General features: G+C 39.9%; 15 protein-coding genes and 3 pseudogenes. 6 read left to right on the top strand and 12 right to left on the bottom strand.

The window, feature by feature from the left end; genetic code table 11:
* Positions 1–224 precede the first annotated feature (224 nt).
* Entirely contained in the window at positions 225–1,148 is a 924-nt protein-coding gene (locus ACZ5A8_RS02455; protein WP_464532005.1) for a UbiA family prenyltransferase, read from the bottom strand.
* A gap of 1,053 nt (positions 1,149–2,201) precedes the next feature.
* Here ACZ5A8_RS02455 and ACZ5A8_RS02450 point away from each other — a divergent pair.
* Complete coding sequence (locus tag ACZ5A8_RS02450; protein WP_464532004.1) at positions 2,202–5,033, top strand: cation-translocating P-type ATPase; 2,832 nt, start codon at positions 2,202–2,204, stop codon at positions 5,031–5,033.
* Positions 5,034–5,183: 150 nt separating this feature from the next.
* Here the strand turns inward: ACZ5A8_RS02450 and ACZ5A8_RS02445 are convergent, their stop codons facing one another.
* Both ACZ5A8_RS02445 and ACZ5A8_RS02440 read right to left on the bottom strand, forming a co-directional pair.
* Positions 5,184–6,023 (bottom strand): class I SAM-dependent methyltransferase, encoded by an 840-nt coding sequence (locus ACZ5A8_RS02445; RefSeq protein WP_464532002.1) that lies wholly within the window; start codon positions 6,021–6,023, stop codon positions 5,184–5,186.
* A 255-nt stretch (positions 6,024–6,278) separates the two neighbouring features.
* Positions 6,279–6,884 (bottom strand): acetate uptake transporter, encoded by a 606-nt coding sequence (locus ACZ5A8_RS02440; RefSeq protein ID WP_464532001.1) that lies wholly within the window; start codon positions 6,882–6,884, stop codon positions 6,279–6,281.
* A 275-nt stretch (positions 6,885–7,159) separates the two neighbouring features.
* Between ACZ5A8_RS02440 and gpmI the strand changes: the two genes are divergently transcribed.
* From gpmI to ACZ5A8_RS02425, 3 genes and pseudogenes are all read left to right on the top strand, one after another.
* On the top strand, positions 7,160–8,704 hold the full coding sequence (gene gpmI, locus ACZ5A8_RS02435; RefSeq protein WP_464532000.1) for a 2,3-bisphosphoglycerate-independent phosphoglycerate mutase: 1,545 nt from the start codon (positions 7,160–7,162) through the stop codon (positions 8,702–8,704).
* 365 nt (positions 8,705–9,069) lie between these two features.
* Entirely contained in the window at positions 9,070–10,038 is a 969-nt protein-coding gene (locus tag ACZ5A8_RS02430) for a beta-ribofuranosylaminobenzene 5'-phosphate synthase (RefSeq protein ID WP_464531998.1), read from the top strand.
* Between the two features lie 182 nt (positions 10,039–10,220).
* Positions 10,221–10,367: pseudogene (locus ACZ5A8_RS02425) on the top strand (group II intron maturase-specific domain-containing protein); the annotation flags it as partial.
* Positions 10,368–10,644: 277 nt separating this feature from the next.
* Here ACZ5A8_RS02425 and ACZ5A8_RS02420 read toward each other — a convergent pair.
* The 6 genes and pseudogenes from ACZ5A8_RS02420 to ACZ5A8_RS02395 form a co-directional block, all read right to left on the bottom strand.
* Positions 10,645–10,875 (bottom strand): annotated as a pseudogene (locus tag ACZ5A8_RS02420) (transposase); the annotation flags it as partial.
* 91 nt (positions 10,876–10,966) lie between these two features.
* Positions 10,967–11,397: pseudogene (locus tag ACZ5A8_RS02415) on the bottom strand (ISH3 family transposase); the annotation flags it as partial.
* Positions 11,398–11,428: 31 nt separating this feature from the next.
* Positions 11,429–12,529 (bottom strand): S8 family peptidase, encoded by a 1,101-nt coding sequence (locus ACZ5A8_RS02410; RefSeq protein WP_464531997.1) that lies wholly within the window; start codon positions 12,527–12,529, stop codon positions 11,429–11,431.
* A gap of 33 nt (positions 12,530–12,562) precedes the next feature.
* Entirely contained in the window at positions 12,563–13,333 is a 771-nt protein-coding gene (locus ACZ5A8_RS02405; RefSeq protein WP_464531995.1) for a hypothetical protein, read from the bottom strand.
* A gap of 42 nt (positions 13,334–13,375) precedes the next feature.
* On the bottom strand, positions 13,376–14,371 hold the full coding sequence (locus ACZ5A8_RS02400) for a phospholipase C/P1 nuclease family protein (protein WP_464531993.1): 996 nt from the start codon (positions 14,369–14,371) through the stop codon (positions 13,376–13,378).
* Positions 14,372–15,103: 732 nt separating this feature from the next.
* Positions 15,104–16,111 (bottom strand): cation diffusion facilitator family transporter, encoded by a 1,008-nt coding sequence (locus ACZ5A8_RS02395; protein ID WP_464533987.1) that lies wholly within the window; start codon positions 16,109–16,111, stop codon positions 15,104–15,106.
* Positions 16,112–16,412: 301 nt separating this feature from the next.
* Here ACZ5A8_RS02395 and ACZ5A8_RS02390 point away from each other — a divergent pair, with 301 nt between their 5' ends.
* Positions 16,413–17,648: an IS110 family RNA-guided transposase gene (locus ACZ5A8_RS02390; protein ID WP_464531992.1), complete on the top strand. Its 1,236-nt coding sequence runs from the start codon at positions 16,413–16,415 to the stop codon at positions 17,646–17,648.
* Between the two features lie 487 nt (positions 17,649–18,135).
* Here ACZ5A8_RS02390 and fen read toward each other — a convergent pair whose 3' ends face one another.
* Together fen and ACZ5A8_RS02380 are read right to left on the bottom strand one after the other, a co-directional pair.
* The gene (gene fen, locus ACZ5A8_RS02385; RefSeq protein ID WP_229387776.1) at positions 18,136–19,152 is read right to left on the bottom strand and encodes a flap endonuclease-1; all 1,017 of its coding nucleotides are present in this window, start codon (positions 19,150–19,152) and stop codon (positions 18,136–18,138) included.
* Between the two features lie 762 nt (positions 19,153–19,914).
* Positions 19,915–20,217 (bottom strand): hypothetical protein, encoded by a 303-nt coding sequence (locus ACZ5A8_RS02380; protein WP_229387774.1) that lies wholly within the window; start codon positions 20,215–20,217, stop codon positions 19,915–19,917.
* A 507-nt stretch (positions 20,218–20,724) separates the two neighbouring features.
* Here ACZ5A8_RS02380 and ACZ5A8_RS02375 point away from each other — a divergent pair.
* Positions 20,725–20,871: a hypothetical protein gene (locus ACZ5A8_RS02375; protein WP_229387771.1), complete on the top strand. Its 147-nt coding sequence runs from the start codon at positions 20,725–20,727 to the stop codon at positions 20,869–20,871.
* A 182-nt stretch (positions 20,872–21,053) separates the two neighbouring features.
* On the opposite strand, the gene ACZ5A8_RS02370 is transcribed toward ACZ5A8_RS02375, so the two are convergent.
* Entirely contained in the window at positions 21,054–21,389 is a 336-nt protein-coding gene (locus ACZ5A8_RS02370; RefSeq protein WP_229387769.1) for a hypothetical protein, read from the bottom strand.
* Positions 21,390–21,833 lie beyond the last annotated feature (444 nt).

Raw genomic sequence — 21,833 nt, 5'->3', positions numbered from 1 at the left:
GGTATGAAGATGAAAGAGCTGGAAATAGAATTGTAAGTGTGGCTGAAGATGCTCGATCTTCAGTCTAACCTGTTTAAAACGTGATTAACCAGGTTTTTGACTCTCCTTACTACTTTTTGTGAGAATTAAAAAATAAACATCAAGCTCCGGATGTATTATCATATTGAGTTTTTTATTAGACTAAGTTTTTTCATCGTTTTTTTAGAATTTTGTAAAATCAGGTCTTATGCAATTAAAGCACCTGCAATCATCCTGAGTCCAAGAATAGAAGTGGATTCTCCGTCTACAAGAACGGTCCTTTCAAGTGTTTGAGAAGAAAGTTTCTCATCTTCTGAGCTTGTAAAATTCTGGATGCATATCAGTCCGCAAATGAAACTATAGAGAACTATAAGGGGTTCGAAAGCAAGGACTCCGTGGATAAGGGCAATCCCAAGCACCAGGTGGGAGAGCAGGTGCATGGAAGTAAGAAGATTGCGAGTTTTCCTTGTCCCCAGGCTTACGGGAAGGGTCTTGATACCTGCAAGAGTATCTCCTTTAACATCCTTGAAATCATAAATGGCGGAGTTGATGAAGAGTTTTACTCCGAAGAAAATAAAAACCAGAACAATAGGGACCAGATTTCCACACCCGCTACCTGCAAGTCCTGCAATAAAAAGTCCCCATGTAAGCCCTACAACAATATTCTTAATTCCAAGCCCTCCTTTGAGCTTCAGAGCGAACTTGCCGATTTTAATGCCTTTACTGTACAGATAGCCAGTTATGAAAGGTACGAAAGCAAGTGCAAACATTCCTTCTTTTGCCAGTATGCAAGTTCCTAGAATAAAAGCCAGTAGTGAAACCGCGAGTCCGAATTTTTTATTCGAGCCATTCAATTCCTTCCGGTTTACAGTATCTTCTTCGGAATCAAAAGCTCTGTCAAGTGTATAAACTGTGTAAATAATTAGACCGCCTGCAACACAGGTCAGTATACTTGATTGAATGTGAAGTAGTAGAAATGCAAGGTGTATTCGGAGTGCACCAGAAAATGCAACTAAAAGAGAACTTTTCAGCAGTTCGAGAGTGGCATTTCCCTCATCACGCTTAGGAGAAGTCGTTCGACGGTGCTTGAAAATGCGACCAAAACGTCCAGAAAATACATTGGAGCTCATGAAACTAATACAGTCTGACTTTTAAATATTATTAATTCAATATAATATAGACAGATCAGTATAATAGATAAGGAACTGAACAAGTTGTATATCATTGAACTAACCACTGAGAGAATAAACTACCAATTATATTTATACAGAAAAAGTATCATTCCATTACTTAGTAAAAAAGATGCGGAGACATTATTGTAGGTACTTGAACGCGCACATAAATATGTAATTCTAGAGGATCAAAATTGTACTCTGAATGACCACGGTGAATTTAGAAAGAATATTTAAACTTCATGAAAACAAAAATGACCCAAAATGAAGTTGTCACCGGGTTGACAACTGTCATAACGACTACATTCCAAATTTTTGTGGAACTTCAGATCCTGAGTAGTACGGGAATGAATTTCGGGATCTTTATGAATGCTCCCTGTCTCTTGTTTCTTTGAGCAAACGCCAGAGTTCGGGGAGAAAACCAGACAAAAATAGAAAAAAATAGACAAAAACAAAGACAAAAATAGGCAAAAATAAAGACAAAAATGATATGACTGAATTTACCTTCCCTTTTTTTACAGGGGACAAAACCCTTGCCTTTAGATGCAGAAGTCTTAAAGGAAGAGGCACGTGAAAGAATGATATAAGTCTGTTTCGCAAACTATTTTTAGCACTTATAATCGCCTATCAAAATTATACCTGAGAGGGCATGTTCGAAGAGCCATTAAACTTAAAACAGGAATGTAAAAACTGATTATATAGCGAAACGAGATTTATAAGATAAGCAACATAGTTAAAAATGGGGATATAAGCGGGTAAACTCAGTTCCATAGAGAATCGTCAGGACGTCTATAGGTCGAAGACTGAAAATTACCCTGTACGAAGCGATTTCCTGCGTTCAACGGATGAAGTTGTTTTTAAACACGCAGAGATCACATCTGGAAAAATCATCAATTTGTATCTTTATTCCTGAGCAGAAAAAGACCTTAACCTGTGATTAGAATGGATAATTGAGGTAGATCTGCCAGAAAGCAAATTATTGAGAAAAGAGATTTAAGAGAGGTGACAAGCATGTTTTCACCAGATCCAGATATCCCTGAAGGGGACAGGGAGCAGCAAGCTCTGGAAGAAAAGAGAGGGAGCAGCCTATCCAGAAGAAGACCTTCTGAGCCGGATACTTCGGATAGCAGTGTTAAAACTACCACTCGTTGGCATTCTCTGGAAAATGAAGAGATATTAAGAAAGCTTGCCACTTCTTCCATGGGACTTGACCCTGAAGAAGCAGCTATCAGACTTCAGGAATATGGAAAAAATACCCTGCCTGCAAGGAAGCCTCCAGGAATTGTAGAAATTGTCCTTCATCAGTTTAAAAGCCCTTTAATTTACATCCTCCTTATAGCAGGAATAATCTCAGTTCTCCTGGACGATCTCAGAGATGCAGGATTTATTTTCCTTGTAGTAATAATCAATGCGGTAATCGGCACTATCCAGGAGTGGAAAGCGGAGCAGAGTGCGTCACAACTGCAAACCATCTTAAAAATTATGTCCAGGGCCAGGAGAGGAGGAGCCGAGATTAAAATTTCGGCTGAAGAGATAGTCCCCGGGGATATTGTCCTGCTTGAATCTGGTAGCCGTATCCCTGCTGACCTCCGTATTCTCCGTGCTACAAACCTTACTATTGACGAATCACTCCTTACCGGTGAATCCGCTGCCGTGCAGAAGGTAGTAGGCATACTCAAAGAAGATACTCCCGTGAGTGATCGGTACAATATGGCATATGCCGGAAGCACTGTAATTACAGGGCGCGGCTGTGGAGTTGTAACTGCGACAGGAAGCCGAACCGAAGTTGGGATGATTGCACGTGCAGTTACAGAGACAGTGTCGGCAAAACCACCTCTTCTTATACGGATGGAAGATTTTGCCCAGAAAATAGGAATTCTTGTGTTAGCTGCAAGCGGCGTGATGAGCGCAGTTGCCCTTTCACAGGGTACCGCGCCTATAGAGGTTTTTTTCCTTGCTGTAGCCCTTGTAGTGTCGGCTATTCCTGAAGGGCTGCCTGTAGGGGTCACAGTTGCACTTTCGATTGCATCTACCAGGATGGCTAAGCGCAATGTGATTGTCCGCACGCTCTCTGCAGTGGAAAGCCTCGGGAGCTGCACCACGATAGCAACCGATAAGACCGGAACTCTTACTGTCAACCAGCAGACTGCAAGAATGGTCCTGCTGCCCCCAGGAGATTATTTTGAGGTCTCGGGAGAAGGGTATACCTCTGCAGGTGATGTAAAGCAGAAGAATGGAGGTGCTCCTGATGCAGAAGATATGGAGAAACTTCGAAAGCTTGCGCTGGCTGCCACGATCTGCAATGAAGGAACCCTCTTTAAGAAGGGCGAAAAATGGACCCATCATGGAGATGCTATAGATGTCGCTTTTCTTGCGCTTGCATTTAAGCTGGGAATCAATCCGGAAGATGTCAGAAAAGAAGTAAAAATAGTGGCTGAAGTTCCCTTCGAATCAGAGAGAATGTATGCGGCTGTATATTATCAGGAGAATAAAAGCGGACCCATCAGGGTAGCTGTTAAAGGAGCTATGGAAGCTGTCCTCCCATACTGTACAAATATGAATGTATCGGAAGGCACGGTTCCGATTGATCCGGTTTCCCTGAACCGGGAACTGAACTCCCTGATGGAAAAAGGGTATCGCGCTCTCGTGGTCGCCGAGGGTTCCGTATCAGGGAAAGTGGGCGAAGAGTCTGAACTCGAATCGGTAAAACCGGAACTCACATTTCTCGGTATTACGGGATTCATGGACCCGCTGAGACCCGATGTCAATGAGGCAGTCCAGACCTGTAAAAAGGCTGGAATTGATGTGATAATGATTACCGGAGACCATCCTAAAACTGCACTTTCAATAGCCAGTGAACTTGGGATTGCCCATTCTAAAGAAGAAATGATTACAGGCAGAGAGATAGAAGAACTTGGAGACCCCGAACTCCCCACTTTTATTGCTACCCTTGAAAAGGCAAGAGTTTTTGCAAGGGTAACACCAGTGCAGAAAATGCAGATTGTAGATGCACTTGTCCGCAGGGGTCATTATGTTGCTGTCACAGGGGACGGGGTCAATGACGCCCCCGCTCTCAGGCGGGCGAATATTGGCGTGGCGATGGGATCAGGAACCGATGTGGCGAAAGACACGTCATCTATGATTGTAACCGATGACACATTCTCTTCGATTGTTGCAGGAGTAGAGGAGGGGAGAATTGCTTATGATAACATCAGAAAGGTTACTCTCCTTCTTATTTCGACCGGACTTGCAGAAGTAATTCTTTTCATACTGGCGCTTTTTGCGGGCTTATCAATACCACTGCTTGCAGTGCAGCTACTCTGGCTCAACCTGGTCACAAATGGAATTCAGGGAGTAGCACTGGCCTTTGAGTCAGGGGAGCCCGGAGTAATGGGAAGGAAACCGAGAAAGCCCGAAGAAGGGATTTTTAATGACCTGATGGTAAAAGAGACCCTGATTTCAGGGGTAACTATTGGGATCATAGCGTTTGCAGCCTGGGTATGGTTACTTGGAGAAGGATACGAAGAAAACGGGGCAAGAAACCTCCTGCTTCTATTGATGGTTCTCTTTGAAAATTTCCATGTATTTAATTGCCGTTCTGAATATCGCTCCGCATTCAAGGTGCCTATCAGGAACAATTATTTTCTGGTTATTGGCGTTGTTATGATGCAGGGACTTCATATTTTTGCAATGCAGATACCTTTCATGCAGGAACTTCTCAGTATAAGCCCTGTTTCATTTGATAGCTGGTTCCGCTTTTTCGTGATTGCCGCCATTGTTATCGTTGTAATGGAAATCTTTAAAAAGATAAGGACTGATCGTGATAACGACATCGCAACATAATCACGTCTGAAAGCGTAATATCATATTTGAATAACAAAAAATAGCCAGAAAAGCTCTTGCAGGAAGCCTGTGCAGAAGGGCTTCCGGTAAAAAATAGCATATGGGCAGATCCTCCAGAGATAGCTGAAAAATTACCGAAATATATTTCCTTCAACGGGAAGAGGATTTCCACCACATCTTCACCCGTATGCTCCAGCCCTTCTGTACAAGAGTCCCGTTCTCTTCTTCAAGCACTTCCAGAAGGTAGGACCTGAGAATTTCTTCCTGATCAGGCGAAAATGCAGCGTATTGGGGCTTAAAATGCCCAAGAGCTTCTTCAAGGCTTTCAAAACGGTTTTTATGCTCAAAAGGGAAGACCTTTACATTCGGATAGATCCCCATATCGTAAAGTACGTTGTAAAGAATGTTTGCCTTTGGGCCCTGCCTGTACTCACACCCGTGCAGGATAGGCCAGAGTTTTCGAGAGTGTATATCCCAGGATGTATCACCTGCAAACCAGTAAAGATAAACATATCCTGAAGATACGTCAATCATTTTTTGGATTGAAGCCCGGATATCTTTCATTCCCAGAGAGTAAGATGCAAACACAACATCATAAGGGGGGCAGAGGTCAGATTCTGCATCAACAGTTTCCCAGTCTTTATAGACGCAGTCTATATTCCTGACCCCATAAGTTTCGAGGTTCTGTTTCAGAATCTCCATCATCCCTTCTGCAGGCTCGACTGCTGTTACATGCGCGACCTTCTCAGCAAGAGGAACTGCCAGGCTTCCAGGGCCGGCACCAATGTCAAGGACTCTGGACTCGGGGGTAAGAACCATTCCGGCCAGGGTTTTTTCAATTCTGTTCTTATTTTCCTGAGACATCTCCCAGAAACGTTTTGCGTTCTCTTTGTTTTTCCACATGTTTGCGCAATCAGTATTCAGCTGCGCTTTACTCTGCAACTCCATTCTTTCTTTCCAGAGTTCATTCCAGTCGATTTTAACATCCATCCTGCTTCCTCTTTCATTTTGTCCGGCCTTATCACGATTATTACAAAAAAGTAAATGAGTATTAAGAAATAAGTATTTTACTAAAAAATCACATATTTGTGCAAAAAAGAGCACCCTATTTAAAGAACGGTCTGGACTAAAGTGACAGATACGAAAAATAAGTAGTAACTTTAAAAGATGACTGACATTAGAAAAAAATCAGAAAATCCGGGCTTTTGAGCCCGGGAAAACAACAATAAGAGTTAAAATGTCTCCTCAGAGTGGGATTATCTTTTTTCCGTATGATTCGTTCAATACCTGACCCATGGCAGTGTAAATGGCTGCAAGCCCTGTAAAGATCCCTTCATAACCCGCAAACCTGAGTATTGCCCCGCTGCCCAGGTAGTTTCCGGCAGCGAGCAGGAAGAACAGGATTGCGAGAGCAAGGAAGACAACCTGCAGAGCCCTTGATCCTTTCAGTGTGCCTACGAACATGTAAAGAGTAAAGACTCCCCACATGAAAAGGTATGCAGCAAAGGCTAGAGTGGCAGGTGCCAGGGTTGCGAAGTTCTCACCGAATCTAGGGAGCAGGACAATTCCAACCAGAGTTAACCAGAAAAGCCCATATGAGGTAAAGGCCGTAGTTCCAAAAGTGTTACCTTTCTTCCATTCCATAATCCCGGCAATAACCTGAGCTAAGCCACCATAAAAGAAACCCATGGAAAGAATCATTGCATCCATTGGGTAAAAGCCGGCATTGTGTATATTCAAAAGCACAGTTGTCATTCCGAAACCCATCAAACCTAGCGGGGCAGGATTTGCGGTTAAATCCCTTATTTTTATATCACTAATGCTCATAACATCTCTAACTTCTTGACTCATTAAATTCAATCCTCCTTCCCGTTAATTGGAGATTTATCCTAGAACTTCCAATAAAAATTACGTAGAGACACTCTGCTGTTTTTAACGTCTCTTTTTTACCTTTTGGAGAAGTATGTAATTATTAATACTTATATTTACGGACAGTAGATAAATTTTCAATACATCATAAATATATAATACGCTGTTTTCATATGAAGCTGCTAGAGAAGCTTATTGCAGAATATTGTGTAGTTTCATGACAAGCTATTTATGAGCAGGTGCGGAATTCCCTTCATATGACTCAGGCAAGAAGACCTCTTATGCTTATGATCCTAGATGGCTGGGGCTACAGGGAAGCTGAGGAAGGAAACGCTATCCTGGCAGCCAGAACCCCGAACCTCGACCGCCTGCTAGAAGAATATCCCTGGTGTTTTTTAGAATCCTCGGGAGAAGCCGTAGGTCTGCCAGAAGGCCAGATGGGAAACTCTGAAGTAGGGCACCTGAATATAGGGGCAGGAAGAGTTGTTTACCAGGACCTCACAAGAATAAACCTCTCAATCAGGACTGGAGACTTTTTCAAAAACCCTGTTTTGCTGAATGCAATTTCAAACGCCAAAGCCAATAATTCAAGCCTGCACCTTATGGGGCTAGTTTCTTACGGAGGCGTTCACAGTTACATGACCCACCTCTACGCCCTTATCAAACTTGCAAAAGAGGAAGGGCTTAAAAAAGTTTATATACATGTTTTTCTGGACGGGAGGGATGTACCACCTAAAGCCGCTCTTGCAGACGTCAAGGAGCTTGATGCTTTTTGTAAGGAGAACGAAATTGCCAGAATTGCGACAGTATCAGGGCGGTATTACGCAATGGACAGAGATAAACGCTGGGAAAGGACAAAGCTTGCGTATGATGCCCTGACGCTTGGTGTCGCCCCATATACAGCCCAGGATGCCGAAACTGCGGTTTTTGAATCCTACAATAGAGGAGAAAACGATGAGTTTGTAAAACCCACTATAGTTACTGACCCTGAAGGAAAACCCGAAGCAGTCATAAAGGACAATGATTCAGTAATTTTCTTTAATTTCAGGCCTGATAGGGCAAGGCAACTCACCTGGGCTTTTGTAAAAGACGACTTTGAAGGTTTCACAAGGGAAAAACGTCCGAAAGTTCATTATGTCTGTATGGCACAGTATGATGAAACCCTGGATTTGCCCATTGTTTTCCCACCTGAAGAATTAACAGACGTGCTTGGCAAAGTATTGAGCAATCATGGACTTGTCCAGCTTCGAATTGCTGAGACCGAGAAATACGCCCATGTGACCTTTTTTCTGAATGGCGGACAGGAAAAATGTTATGATGGAGAAGACCGTTGCCTGATTCCCTCGCCGAAGATTGCCACCTATGATCTTAAACCCGAGATGAGTGCATATGAAGTTACGGATGAGGTAGTCAGGAGGATTCAGTCAAGAAAGTATGATGTAATTGTACTTAACTTTGCAAACATGGATATGGTAGGGCACACAGGATTTTTTGAGGCTGCTGTACGGGCGGTAGAGACTGTGGATAGCTGCGTGGGAAGGATTACAGAGTCTCTGAAAAAAGCAGGGGGCGTAGCACTTATAACTGCAGACCATGGAAATGCCGAACAGATGGAAAACCCAAATACAGGAGAGCCGCATACGGCTCATACTTCAAACTCTGTAAAGTGCATTTACGCAGGAAACGGCGAAGTAAAAGCCCTTGAGGATGGAAAACTGTCTGACCTTGCTCCCACTCTCCTGGACCTTCTTGGGGTCTCTAAACCCGAAGAGATGACAGGCAGATCATTAATTGTAAGATAAAGACTGCAAATAAAAGTAAGTGACAATAGTAAGGAAAGGAAGCACTGATTTTCTTCAGTGCTCTTAGAATTTTCAGTAACTTCTCTTTTCGTTTTTATTATTCTTTTTTTAGTTTCAGTTTCCTGTTTGGTGAAATCTTGCTCATCTTGCTCCCTTCTTGCGGCTTTTTATTTTTTTAATTTAACTTGGTTTCTTCTCCTGTTCATAGCATTCTTAGCTCTTTACGGAGTTTTCGGTACCAGTATATATCAGAAAGACTTACCGAGCAGGATTTTTTTTAAAAGGTTAAATATGAGCAATTACAATAGAAAATAAAGATAAAGAGGATATTATAAAATTTTCAAATGTCCTGGGGTTGACTACACATGATCAAAATAACTACTCCTTGCCGAATTCATATGACTCTTATTGATATGAATGGAGAAATCGGAAGAGTCGATGGAGGTGCAGGACTGACCCTTTCCTCTCCTAATATAAGGATTACGGCAGAAGAAGCCGAGGAGGTCAGTATCGAAGGTCTGCAAGGTTTTGCTGATCGAATGAAAAAAGCTGCAAAAACCCTGCTTCCTGAAGGGAAAGGAATCAGAATCAATGTACAGGAAGTGTACCCAGCCCATGTGGGTTTCGGATCAGGAACTCAATCTTCCCTGGCGGCGGCAGCAGCAGTGAATGAACTCTATGGGCTTGGAAAAAGCGTCAGAGAACTTGCACTTACAGTAAAAAGAGGAGGAACTTCAGGCATAGGAGTAACTGCTTTTGAGAAAGGAGGATTTATAGTTGACGGAGGGCACAAATTCAAAGATAAAGGTGGTTTTATGCCATCGGCTGCCAGCAGGGTGCCGCCCGGACCTGTACTTTTCAGGGAAGATTTTCCTGACTGGGATATAGTCATTGCAATCCCCAATGAGAAAGGCATGCACGACCAGGAAGAAATCGATGTGTTTAAGGAATTCTGCCCCCTTCCGATAGAAGAGGTCAGGGAAGTTGCACATATGGTACTCATGAAAATGATGCCTGCAGTGATAGAAGGAGATATAGAAAGCTTCGGAGCTGCAGTAAACCATGTCCAGACGGTGGGTTTTAACAAAAGGGAGAGTACGATCTGGCCCGGCTTCGTGAAGAACATTGCCTTTTTGATGCGCAGCCGGAGTTACGGAGCCGGAGTAAGTTCATTTGGTCCCGTAGTTTATGCTTTTGTGGATAACAGAGAAGAAGGCAGGCAGCTTCAAACAGAAGTCCAGAAAATACTTGACGAATCGGCAGGTGGAATCACAATGATGACTCGAGCCAAAAACAGCGGAGCAGAAATATCTAACAGTAATTACTCACATTAATGACGGATTTGACTTTCTTGGCTGGAATTTCCGCAAATACAAAGGAAAACTTCTGATTAAGCCATCCCAAAAATCAATCAAATCGACTACTCAAAAACTCAAGACTATAGTCAGTAAGGACAAATCATGGGCACAGAATGAACTCATCAAAACCCTTAATCCGGTAATCAGGATGGGCGAACTATCAACGTCACATAGTGGCTAAAGATACTTTCCGAAAACTTGATTCCTATTTATGGGAAATCACTTGGCGATGGGGAAAACGGAGACATCCCAATAAAGGTCACAAATGGATTGTAAACAAGTATTGGACCTCTGAAGGTACCTGAAACTGGATATTTCAGAACAAAGAGACTAAACTCTTCAAATTTTCAGATACTAAAATCCGCCGACATTTACTGCCCAAACTTGATGCCAACCCCTACTTTAACAGGAACTATTTCCTAGAAAGAATGGATCGCATCAAAAAGCAGACACCATGGATTCAAACCAGACTTCCATTTTTCGTTAAGAGCCGCCCACAAGGGTTGTGAAATGCGCGAGCGAACTGCGGTGAAAGTCGCACGGTTCGTTCCTGGAAGGGGAGGAACGAGTAATCTTTCCTTCCTATTCGACATGGGAAAGATCTATTTTCTTCAAATTATAACCTTTGTTTAAAAGTTCATTAAAGATATTCTTATAAATGCCATGTTCACACAGGTAAAGATGAAATCTATGAACTGTTGACTTAGATTCATAGCGGTGAGGAACATCCTTCCAAGTACAACTTATCATGACAACGTACAAAATACCGTTAATTAACTTCCTCATATTTGCGCGTGGTCTTCCTATATGTAATTTCTGTGGAGGAAGATTCTATGGATTCCCATAGAACGTCATCTATTTCATGAAATGACATAAAAGTAAATTTATAATTTCAACATAATATTACTTTTGGGATGAGATCGAGGTATCCCACCATTGGTTTTTTCTTTTCACCGGAAGAACGGATGCGGTAAACCTTTCGTTCTTGTCAGTGATGTAGAGGGAGATATATGAGTAAAAAGATTTTGTTGACTTTTTAGCCTGTCCACGTATTACATATTTCTCGTTAGATGAATTTGTTTTCCCGTAATAAGGACCACTGGTTAAATCAATGGCAAATTCGTAGCTTTTATCTTTTTTAAGAGTTTTTATAGGCTCTTGAATGAGAATCTTTTCGTTTGATCTTATCACTTCTTCCATGTTTAGTTTCTTAAGATGATATCGCAAGGACGTTTCACACGCAACATCATGATACTGTTTTGAGACAGAGTGAATAGAATCCCTTTCGACTGCCATACTCACAACAGTACGAAAAATGTCTTCACTTGTAGTACTGAACTTGTATAATCTAGAAATTATTTCAAGCTCAACTTGCCTGCACAAGTCCGAATCCAAAGATTTCATCTCTTCCAGCAATTCCCAAATCCACCACATTTTGAGCTAGTAAATCCCTGATTTCCTGTGAACTCAAAGATGGATTCTCACTTTTTATCAGTGCTGCAACACCACTTACAAAGGGAGTTGTCATAGATGTGCCACTGTTATATGTGTAACTACCATCCAAATCAGTAGAACAAATATCCACACCCGGTGCAGCCAGCTCTACTTCAACTCCATCAGAACTCCATGTCGGCGCAATATTATTGCAGTCTATAGCTGAAACAGCTATTACTGAATCAAATTTTGCAGGATATTCAACATTATTGGTGCTTGAATTCCCATCTCCACTGTTACCGGCAGCAGCAACAATTAGAACGTCTGAGTTATAAGCAAAATCACAAGCATCTTCTAGTGCCTGCGAATATACATTCGTACCAAGACTTAAAGATATTATATCCATATCATTTTCCACAGCCCATTCCATACCTTCCGCTACATCTGATATTTGTCCATTACCACTACTATCAAGAACTTTGACTGCATATAATTCGGAATCATATGCAACACCTACAACCCCTATAGAATTATTACAAGCACTAATTATACCAGCAACATGTGTACCATGTCCATTATCATCGTCCCATTTCTTATTATGCGCATCTCCAACAAGATTTACTCCCCCTGAAATATTTAAATCAGGATGTTTTTTACTAATTCCAGTATCTATTACCGCAATTTTAATCCCCAATCCTGTCGAGTTTTCCCAACTAATTGGTGCATTTACTTTATCGACACCCCAATCAACATTTTGGGAAGGTTGAAAATCTTTTTTTTCAATGCAAACTAAATAATCTTCTTCAATATAACGAATTTCATTTTCACAAGATATTTCATTTATAGTAACATCTGATATATCTGCAGAAAAAGCATTGATTTTTTGGTAAACTGTATAATTTGAAATATTGTATTCTTCAAGAGTAGCAAAATCAAAGTTTCCACTGTATCCAACGATGACCTGTTTTGCTTCCACAACTGTTGTTAATGATATTAATACGATTGTTACTACTAATACTGCTTTGAGAGTCATCCAATCTCTCCAAATTCATTGAATAAAAATAAGTTAGAAATATGTTTCAATTGTGGCATTCTTTTTTAATTCGCCAGATTCGGCAACAACCACATCCAATTTATTTTTATAAGTGCCTTTATCTCCATCGCGTTCAGTAACATCTGGATAGACTTCAAGGCTAATATCAAATTTTATGGCCTTACTATTGATATTATCACTTATTTCAATATAAGTTTCATATGTGATTACTCGGGACATTAATCGAAAGTGTTGATAATCTTCTCCCACTAATGATACTTCACTTGCAATCGGATATAAAATAGGACTGTTTTCATTAATAGGGTCTTCATTGTTCATCTCTTCCAATACTACAATCTTTGAAAAGGAAATATCTGCAAGAACAGATTCGTTTGTCCTAAATTCTAGCATTGGACCATGTTTGGTATTTACAATAGAAGTCGTCCAGTTTCCATTGAGTGATTTATTGTCAAGTGACTCAGTAGTATTTTCAAAATATATTCCTCTTATGTACTTCTCTGGTGTGTGGAAAACATGCTCTTGTAGGAGACCTTTGAAAAAAGACGGTTCTTCCTGAGAAGGTGTGATTGCAAAAACTCCTTCTTTTGTTGCAGGAATTGGAACTAAAATTTTAGTTGTTCCCAATACTTCAGTTCCTGAAAGACCACTTATTTTAACCGTATATTCATAATGTGGCCTTAATTCGTCAGCCCTCCAGTCTCTTAGGTTCATCTCAATAATGTATAGTCCACTTAATGCTATCAATAAGAGTATTAAAAAAAAGTAAGTGATTTTTTTTTTCATTGTTTCATCATCCTTAACTGAAAAATGAGAAAATGAGAAGATTCAACTTCTCATGTATCTAATAAGGCCTATATTGTACTTGGCAGATTTTAAGAGAACACTTTCTGTAATTGATTTTACAAATACACTACTTTCCCATGTGTCCTCGTTGTAATAAATTTCCATCCACAATGTATCCAAGTATGCATTTGAATATTCTGCCAAATCTTGTGCCGCAGTCTCTGGATCTGATATGGAATAATAGTTATTATTGTTGCTTACTACAGATTCAAAGTTATAATTATTGTTCCAATTTGCATAGACATAATCTTCATAGTCATAATGAACCCATTGATGTAGAGTCTGGTCTGTTACCATTCCTGTATGTAGTGGATTTCCGACATCTATCAAGTAGTGGCTAGCATATCCTAACTCAGTATATGCAGCTGAAAGTTGTCCCCCATCATAATATGCCGCGGCGATACCGGCGTGGCTGTCGCAATTTACAGCTGCAAGACCGTTGTCTGCCACAGGATCATAATAATGGTTGTATGATTGCCAGATTTGAGGATTTGGCCAGGTATCGGGATCATCTGAAGCATTTGATGCTATATCTGCGTAATAATCAGTGATTCCAACTTTTTTGACAGCAATTCTTGTCATCTTTTTATGGGGAGTTGCAGTCCATTTTACTGAGACCTCGTCGCTTACACCATGTTTATCATTCAAATATTCAGCAGTTGCTACATCGATTTGTTCTAAGACAATCATATCTTCTTCTGTAATATTATCGGGGTATCTATTCCAAATATCTTTCATTGACTTTTTCATTTCATTCTTTTCTTGTTTAGAAGCATAGCAGTCATCGATGTATTTCAATAGTGTTTTTTGTTGATCCTTGTCTGCTTCAAGTAAGTACCAATAAGATATTTCAGTATCATATGACTTTATTGTAATATCGGGATCAAGATCAAGTTCTGGATTTTGTTCTATCAGTACTACTTTTGAAGCTATTTCATCAGTTACAGCTTCAGCAGTTGCGCCCGAAACAAATGCCATACTTGAGATCAGCATCGCGCCATCAATAGCAAAGCAATTGTTATTCTGTGATTCTTCATTTTCTTACCTCTTTACTTAATTCTGAGACAAGGATATCCAAACTTTAATCATTAAAGCAAATATAACCATGCCCCTTGGGCATGAGGAGTTCAGTCTTGTTTTCCAGTTTGCCTGTAAACTCCTCACACATTGTAAAAAAATGCAGTTATACTATATATAAATTTTTGATTTCCTCCGAAATTTAATACTTATTGTCTTCGGTTAAGATGTGAATCACTAAAAACGTGTTATTTTTATAAAAATTTCTGTCAGCTGCAAAATGAAAATCAATACGATATTCAAATATGAGTAGTCAATTTAGGATAAAAAAATCCTTGACCGAATCCAAATGATATAATATTTTTTCGTTTTTTTGAAAATGTACTTTGATACCAAAAACATGATTTAAGCCTATCCAAAAAGTGTTGTTACCTACTGTAACTTTTACAATATGCAATATGCAAAACAGGAGTGGATGCCCGGATATTTAGATCTATTGTATCTTTTACAACCCAAGTTTGACAGTCTAAGTTTTCATTGACGGAAAAACTTTGAAATTTGAAAAATATCCCGAAATAAATTTGACAGATTATAAAAATTGAGACGAACTTTGGCGCAATTCTACTGTCTAAATCTGATTATTAAAATCGTTAGAGAATATCGATACTTATTAAACATTTGAAAGCTCCGGTTTCAATGGGAATGAGTATGGGTAGCGTCGGGTTCATGTTCCGGAAGCTGATGGAAAACCTCTCCCGATGCCCCCAGAGGATCTACATGCACAACTGCGTTTGAAAGATAATCAAGACCGTGAAGTATGGTGTATCTCACATTTACCGCAATTTCATGCCCTTCCCTAACAGAGAGCCCGGAATCTACTGCGATATTCACTTCAGCATAAAGCCTGTGCCCTAACCAGCGCACTCTTACCTCTGTAATATCCTTTACACCTTTTACCTGGCTGACTACCTGCCGGATATCATCAACAATTTGAGGGTCAACCCCATCCAGCATGCGGGAAAAAACGGATTTGCCTGCATCCCATACTATGCGGAGAATTGCAACTGTGATAAGAAGCCCGACTATCGGGTCTGCAAGAGGGTAACCCAGCCAGACACCAAGGGCTCCGAAGAGTACGGCAAGGCTCGTGAACCCGTCTGCCCTTGCATGGTATCCATCGGCAATGAGGGCAGCACTTCCTATTTCTTTTCCTATCCTGATCCTGAACTTTGCCACAAGCTCATTTCCCAGAAAACCAATAATTGAAGCTGCAGCCACAGCCCATAGAAAATTCACAGGCTGTGGGGAGAGAAGCCTGTGAACCGATTCATAAGCTGCGACTGCGGCACTGAGAAAGATAAGGAAAACAATCAACAGACCTGCAAGGTCTTCTGCCCTGCCGTAGCCGTAAGTAAAACTTTTGTTGGGTTTTTTTCTGGAGAGCAGGAAGGCAAAACCCAGAGGAATTGCAGTTGCGGCATCCCCGAAGTTGTGAATGGTATCGGCAAGAAGGGCTACGCTTCCCGAAACCCAGACGACAAGAATTTGAAAGAGCGCAGTTAAAATCAGGCCGGCAAAGGACCATTTGACAGCATAGAGCCCTCTATCCGTAGAAAGAAGCTCAGGGTCCACAATTCCGTGAGCGTGGGAATATGAGCGTTCTTCTCCTGAATGATCCGGTTCAGTTTTTGTCAGCCTAATACCTGCCTGTACATCTCCTGAGAAGGGACTTTCAGAGGGGACGGATTCCATATAAAGAAAACGCACATGATATTCTTTGAATAACATGCACAACTAAATGAAAGTACTTTACCCCACTTTTTTGGCTATTGAATTCCTTATTACTTTGGGCAGTAAGGTTGTCCTAATTTTGGTTTTTCAAAACCGTCAGAAAACTAATCAGTGAATTGCCATCGAAGGCTCAAGTGTGACTTTGATCACGGATGCTAAATTGGCCTTTGAGGCAATTCCACTGCCCAAATAAATTGGGTGATATTATTTGATGATTGAAGTCATAAACAAAGCTTGTGGTTTAGACATTCACAAACTCTTTTTCATTGCTACAATTCTCAGTAGATCTGGTGAAAAACAACAGCAGCGTTTCGACAGAGATGATGAGGGAATTTTAGCCCTTAAAAATTGGGTAATATCAGAAAAATGTAATGTTGTTGCATGTGAATCAACAAGTGACTTTTGGGTTCCTGTCCATGATTCTTTGATAAAGCATCTACCGGTGATAGTTGGAAATGCGCGAGATATGAAGGTATTTACACATAAAAAAACAGATAAGATTGATTCAGAAGTCATTGCACAACTTGCACTTAATAATATGATTCAGCCATCAAGAGTTTTTCCAAAGGATCATAGAGATTTTAGATCATATGTTCGACTTCGGTTAACACTTGTACAAAAAAGAACAGATCTAAAAAATAAAGCTCACTCAATTCTTGCATCTGAAATGTTAAACCTGAAGAATGTGCTGACAGACATTTTCGGCAAGAATGGCAGAATGATCTTATCAGGAATCTCTTCAGGTAAGACTGTTGACCAGATTATCGCAAGTCTTTCTCCAAATGTTCGTAAAAAAAGTGATCAAATCAGAGAAATTCTTGAGCGAGAAATCTCTCAAAGTGCTGCATTCAGACTTCAGATCTGTCTAAAACTCATAAAAAGTCTTGATGATGAGATCGAAGCTTTAGAAAAAGAAATTTTCAATTATGCTTATAGAAATCATAAGCGAGAAATGGAGATTTTAATGTCAGTTCCAGGTATAGGAGAACTTGGTGCGGCAATTCTACTTGCTGAAATAGGCAATTTCAAGGATTTTTCTTCTGGAGATAAGCTTGCTTCTTGGCTTGGTCTGGTTCCTAATGTGTATCAATCTGCAGATAAATACCACAACGGAAGAATCACAAAGAGAGGATCAAAGAGAGCAAGATGGATTCTGACGCAGATTGCTCAAGCAGCGGCAAGAAAGAATAACAGTAAGTTAAAAGAGTTTTTTAACAGGAAAAAGAAGTCAATTGGACATGCAAAGGCAATTATTGCCTTGGCAAGGAAAATTGCAACGATAATATGGCATCTTATTACGAATGATGAGATGTACGAAGATGAAACTGGATATAAAAAAAGGGAAATTCAAAAGAGAAAGATTGTTGAGACCGAGATATTCTCAGTTGATGAACCGGAGTTTATAAGATCTCATAAAAATCGTGGTGCAGCTATGGATATTATGTAGGTCTAACAAGAAATTAATTAAGTTCCAAACTTGTTTCGTTCAATTTTGGCGTCGCCACATATTGAACTAGCCCACCGATTGATACTTATATGATTTTCACCATATTATACTAAAGAAACCATAATAGGGCGTCTTGTTACAGAGATCCTGTGTTAGACCCCATATAGTGGGAAATTAACTATTTTTGTGCCACACCGATTTATTTAATTGGTTCTATATTTGTCGGTTTTATATTAAAATGCTTGGAATTGTTACCCAACATAATTAATTTTTTGTTAGACCCTATGTAGATCATGTCGCTTGATGTGGCTTTATACTATAAAGTATAAACTCCGGATGAACGAATAAAAATAATTAGTGAAATATTTGCAATAACGCGAAAAGAGGATGAAGAGAGCATGTGAGGAAGATATCCTCATGTACTTTCATGCTAAAATTAAAGAAAGGATCTTTTAAATGGGAATAACTCCCGAACCCTTAAAATCCTTTAGAACCATTGGTCAAGGGTCTTCTGCCTGGCACCTGAAGCCGCTTTAAGGCGTTCTGCAGCTTTTTCCACCCTCTCTACAGAGAAATCGTTTTCCTCGCAAAGGAATTTTATGAGTTTTTCTGGATCAGGCTTGCCCCATTTAATCTCGTAGTCATCCGTGACATCAGGATGGGTAAAAAGTCCTTTTATACTGTCCAGTCCTTCGATTTCAACCCCTTTTTCCCTGAGGACGGTATGGATATCCCCATGCTTTTTAATCAGTTTAAGGGCTGTTTTTGGACCCACTTTTTCCAGTCCTTTGTTATAATCCGTACCCACGCAGATTGCGACATCGATAAGCTGGTCCCTGTTGATTCCCAGAGCCCTGAGGGTTTCATCCAGCTCAATGATCTCAAGTTCAACATCAACATACGTATTCTTTCCGGGAAGCTTGCGTTTTCCTGTAACAGTCATGTTGCGGACGACGCTCGGGGCTCCGAAAAGGAAAGAATCATAGTCCTGGGAAGCAACGCAATCGGCATCCTTTTTAAGGACCATATGAGCAGCCTGCGCCTCCCCTTCACATGGAGCCTGTATCCAGGGAATGCCCATTATACTGAGGAGGTATTTGGAATCTTCAACAATATCCTGGTCAACCTTTGAAGAAGCCTGAGCATACTTATAAGCGGCCTCGAGATTCCCTTCTACCTTTGCATTTTCCCATTTTTCCCGTGAAGATTCTCTAACTTCTTTTCTTCGATTCAGGGTTCCGGATTTCAGGTCAGGGGGCTTGCCATCAAAAACGAAAACAGGTTTGATGCCAGCTTCAACCAGACTTGCTGTCCTGTAGAGCAGACCAGATAGGTGGGAGGTAACTTTCCCGCTGGAATTAACCAGAGGGCTTCCATCCCTCTGGCGGATAATGCTCAAAAACTGGTGAAGAGTGTTAAATGCATCAACTGCAACTACCCGGTTTGTGAGGTCAGAAAGCTCTATTTTTCTTTTCTGGAGCAAATCTCCTATATCTGTACCCATATTTTCCCTCAGGTAATGGAATCCTTTTAAGCCTCAGTGATTTTCGACTTTTGTTCTTTTATCTTTAATCCTTTTATCGCCCAGATAATCACCGTCTCCAGGCAAGTCTGCCCGGAGATGCCCTTTGCTACAAATATCTCTATTACTGGACAATAGGCTTCATGTATACTGAAGTTTTACGCTTACTCTCCCAGATTAACGCGCTTTTGAAGTGGAGGGAAGAAAAGAAGTTATCAAGAAGTTACTCATGATAACCTTCGCAGGTTCGCTCATATTGAAGTTAAGGCGAAAATCCTCCGCTTAGAATGCTATAAATCCCTATAGGCAGAGAGTCGCAAACGGAAGGTTGCTTTTCCAGATATTTCCACGTAAGATATTTTCACGTATTAAGTATACCGGGCCTGATCCTGCCCTGACTAGACTAAAAAAATTCTCCAGGAATTTACTAGGGGAATCAGACTACCTGTAAGTTCCGAAAATTAGTCTCTGAACCTCAGGGCAAAACTTTGCATCAGATCAGGCAGAATGTTCGCTTTCTATTTCAGCCAACGGTCGGGCTTTTCAAAATCTGTAATTTCTTTTAGGCGAACTCTGGCCAGAAGCAAAAAAGAGCTGCGATAAGAAGAATTACGTTAAATCCAGTTTTATGGAATTACCACCCAAATTCAGCTCGCTCTGAATGCCAGTCCAAGCTATCCAGGAGAAAAGGGGAATATTCAAAAACCTAAGAGTTTTGTCGGCATATGTCGAAGTCTGAAGATGTCAGGCTGTAAGATCAAGTCGGACGTCAATAACAGAATCTTCATTTGCTTCTATCTTAGATATTGTCAACAAATTTCCTTTTCTTTCCAGAAGCGTCGCCTTCGTGACCTGGACCTGGTGACCATCGATTTGTTTTTTGTTATTATTCTTGTGGATAACCAGAAGCTTCTGGCCCATCTCAGCTCCTTCTCCTATTTTGGACACGATATTTCGTATGACCTGCTCAAAATCAGAATAGATCAAAATTTCCGACTTGTTTGCAACCTTTTTGATAATGCCAATCGGTTCCAGATTGAGGTGCATATTAGCTTTCCTTCTTTACCTGTTTACACAAGGTAATCAATATACTAACTCTGAGTAATAATAACTTACGATACACTATATCAATTTGAATATATTTATAAATGTCTGGGTTCCAGATATTCCCCTTTACTACAGAACATCGGGTATATATACTTTGCCAAATTGTAGAGCTTGCGCCCGAAAATGTCAGGATAGATAACAATAGGTAGAAACAAAATAACATAAGTTATTAAATATGTATTAGATAGTAATAAAAAATTTAATTTGACTGGAATATAAGTTAGAATCTCTTTCACAAAACCTGTATATGAACTTTTCTTTTAAATGATATATGTTCAGATAAAGATTTGCCCAACATGACAAAATAACTATATGTGTAATGCATATTGTCCAGCTTTAACAGAGATTCAAAAACAAAAACAATTAAAAATTTACAAAAAATCGTTGATTAACGATAAACGGAAAAAACATTCGTGAAAAAAGAAGAGAACATGAAGAAAAGATAATTTGAAGATAAAGCACAGGAAGAAAAAAGATGCTCTGAGGAAAGTCAAAGAAAATACTGTGAAAAGAAAAAGCAGGATAAAAAAGAAAAAAGGTTTTACAGAAGAAAGCAAATTTAAGAAACATAGAAAAGGAAAATCTGCAAGATAAATTGAAAAGATCTGGGAAAATAGAAAAAGGATACGGTAAAAGTTAAATTTACCCTTAAAAAGACAACATTATACCGGCAGGAAAGATGAAAAAATAGATTATTTAGCAAAAACAAATTACAGACGTCAAAAGAAGACTAAACGTATTTATCCCTTAAAGAAAAATAAGTTTACGAGCAGAAATCAATGATATTTTCTGCGGTTAAACTCATATACTGCATTATCAACTTTACTTGATAGCTCATTCATCCGTTCTTCAATTTTCGTATCCGAACTTTCCATATTAACCCGGAGGGCACGATCCCTTGCCTCTATCTTGTCTTCAAAATCCTGAAGCTTGTTGTTAATAGAGATGAGCATGAGAGATAACGTCCCTGCCAGAATCATTATAGATAGGATAATTAAAGGGTCAATGAAAGGGTTTGTGGGCTTGTATGTGAACCTTCTAAGCCATTCAAAGGATAGAAGGAAAGAGGACAGAACCATCACAACAAGGAATACTGTATCTCTGGTCTCCATTGTATACCTCTAACTTAGTTATGGAAATTTCTCCTTATGCAGTCACAAATCTAGTGTAAAAACACAAATTCCTTAATACCGGCATGAAAATTATTAGGTGGAGATAATTCCATTAAAGTATTTACTGTTTTTCTATTTTTACTGCATTTCCATATTTGTTATTATCCGATACCTGCTTATTTTTTATAGAGTTATTCTATATAATTTTTTGCATAAACTATTTATGTATCTTTTATCCCAAATTTGTATTTTCCTATATACCTATTAAAAAGCCAAACAACACATAAAAAGGAATTACCAGGGCTCTGGCCAGATAAACTAACAAAATCTGAGGAAGTGTTGCAATATAAAAATTCAGTAAAAATTGAAAAATCCAGGCTAAAATTACAGAAAAAGTATGGCTAAAGTAAACAATTGGTGAAAAAGTATGGGTAAGGTAAACAA

It is taken from the genome of Methanosarcina subterranea, assembly GCF_055385895.1.
The sequence above is the reverse complement of the archived record's forward strand: the minus strand, read 5'-3'. Positions and strand labels throughout refer to the sequence as shown.

Bases quoted from the DNA above. Each gene is read 5' to 3' on its own strand.
- ACZ5A8_RS02455 (WP_464532005.1), bottom strand. From the start codon at position 1,148: ATGAGCTCCAATGTATTTTCTGGACGTTTTGGTCGCATTTTCAAGCAC.
- ACZ5A8_RS02450 (WP_464532004.1), top strand. From the start codon at position 2,202: ATGTTTTCACCAGATCCAGATATCCCTGAAGGGGACAGGGAGCAGCAA.
- ACZ5A8_RS02445 (WP_464532002.1), bottom strand. From the start codon at position 6,023: ATGGATGTTAAAATCGACTGGAATGAACTCTGGAAAGAAAGAATGGAG.
- ACZ5A8_RS02440 (WP_464532001.1), bottom strand. From the start codon at position 6,884: ATGAGTCAAGAAGTTAGAGATGTTATGAGCATTAGTGATATAAAAATA.
- gpmI (WP_464532000.1), top strand. From the start codon at position 7,160: ATGACTCAGGCAAGAAGACCTCTTATGCTTATGATCCTAGATGGCTGG.
- ACZ5A8_RS02430 (WP_464531998.1), top strand. From the start codon at position 9,070: ATGATCAAAATAACTACTCCTTGCCGAATTCATATGACTCTTATTGAT.
- ACZ5A8_RS02410 (WP_464531997.1), bottom strand. From the start codon at position 12,529: ATGACTCTCAAAGCAGTATTAGTAGTAACAATCGTATTAATATCATTA.
- ACZ5A8_RS02405 (WP_464531995.1), bottom strand. From the start codon at position 13,333: ATGAAAAAAAAAATCACTTACTTTTTTTTAATACTCTTATTGATAGCA.
- ACZ5A8_RS02400 (WP_464531993.1), bottom strand. From the start codon at position 14,371: ATGGCATTTGTTTCGGGCGCAACTGCTGAAGCTGTAACTGATGAAATA.
- ACZ5A8_RS02390 (WP_464531992.1), top strand. From the start codon at position 16,413: ATGATTGAAGTCATAAACAAAGCTTGTGGTTTAGACATTCACAAACTC.
- fen (WP_229387776.1), bottom strand. From the start codon at position 19,152: ATGGGTACAGATATAGGAGATTTGCTCCAGAAAAGAAAAATAGAGCTT.
- ACZ5A8_RS02380 (WP_229387774.1), bottom strand. From the start codon at position 20,217: ATGCACCTCAATCTGGAACCGATTGGCATTATCAAAAAGGTTGCAAAC.
- ACZ5A8_RS02370 (WP_229387769.1), bottom strand. From the start codon at position 21,389: ATGGAGACCAGAGATACAGTATTCCTTGTTGTGATGGTTCTGTCCTCT.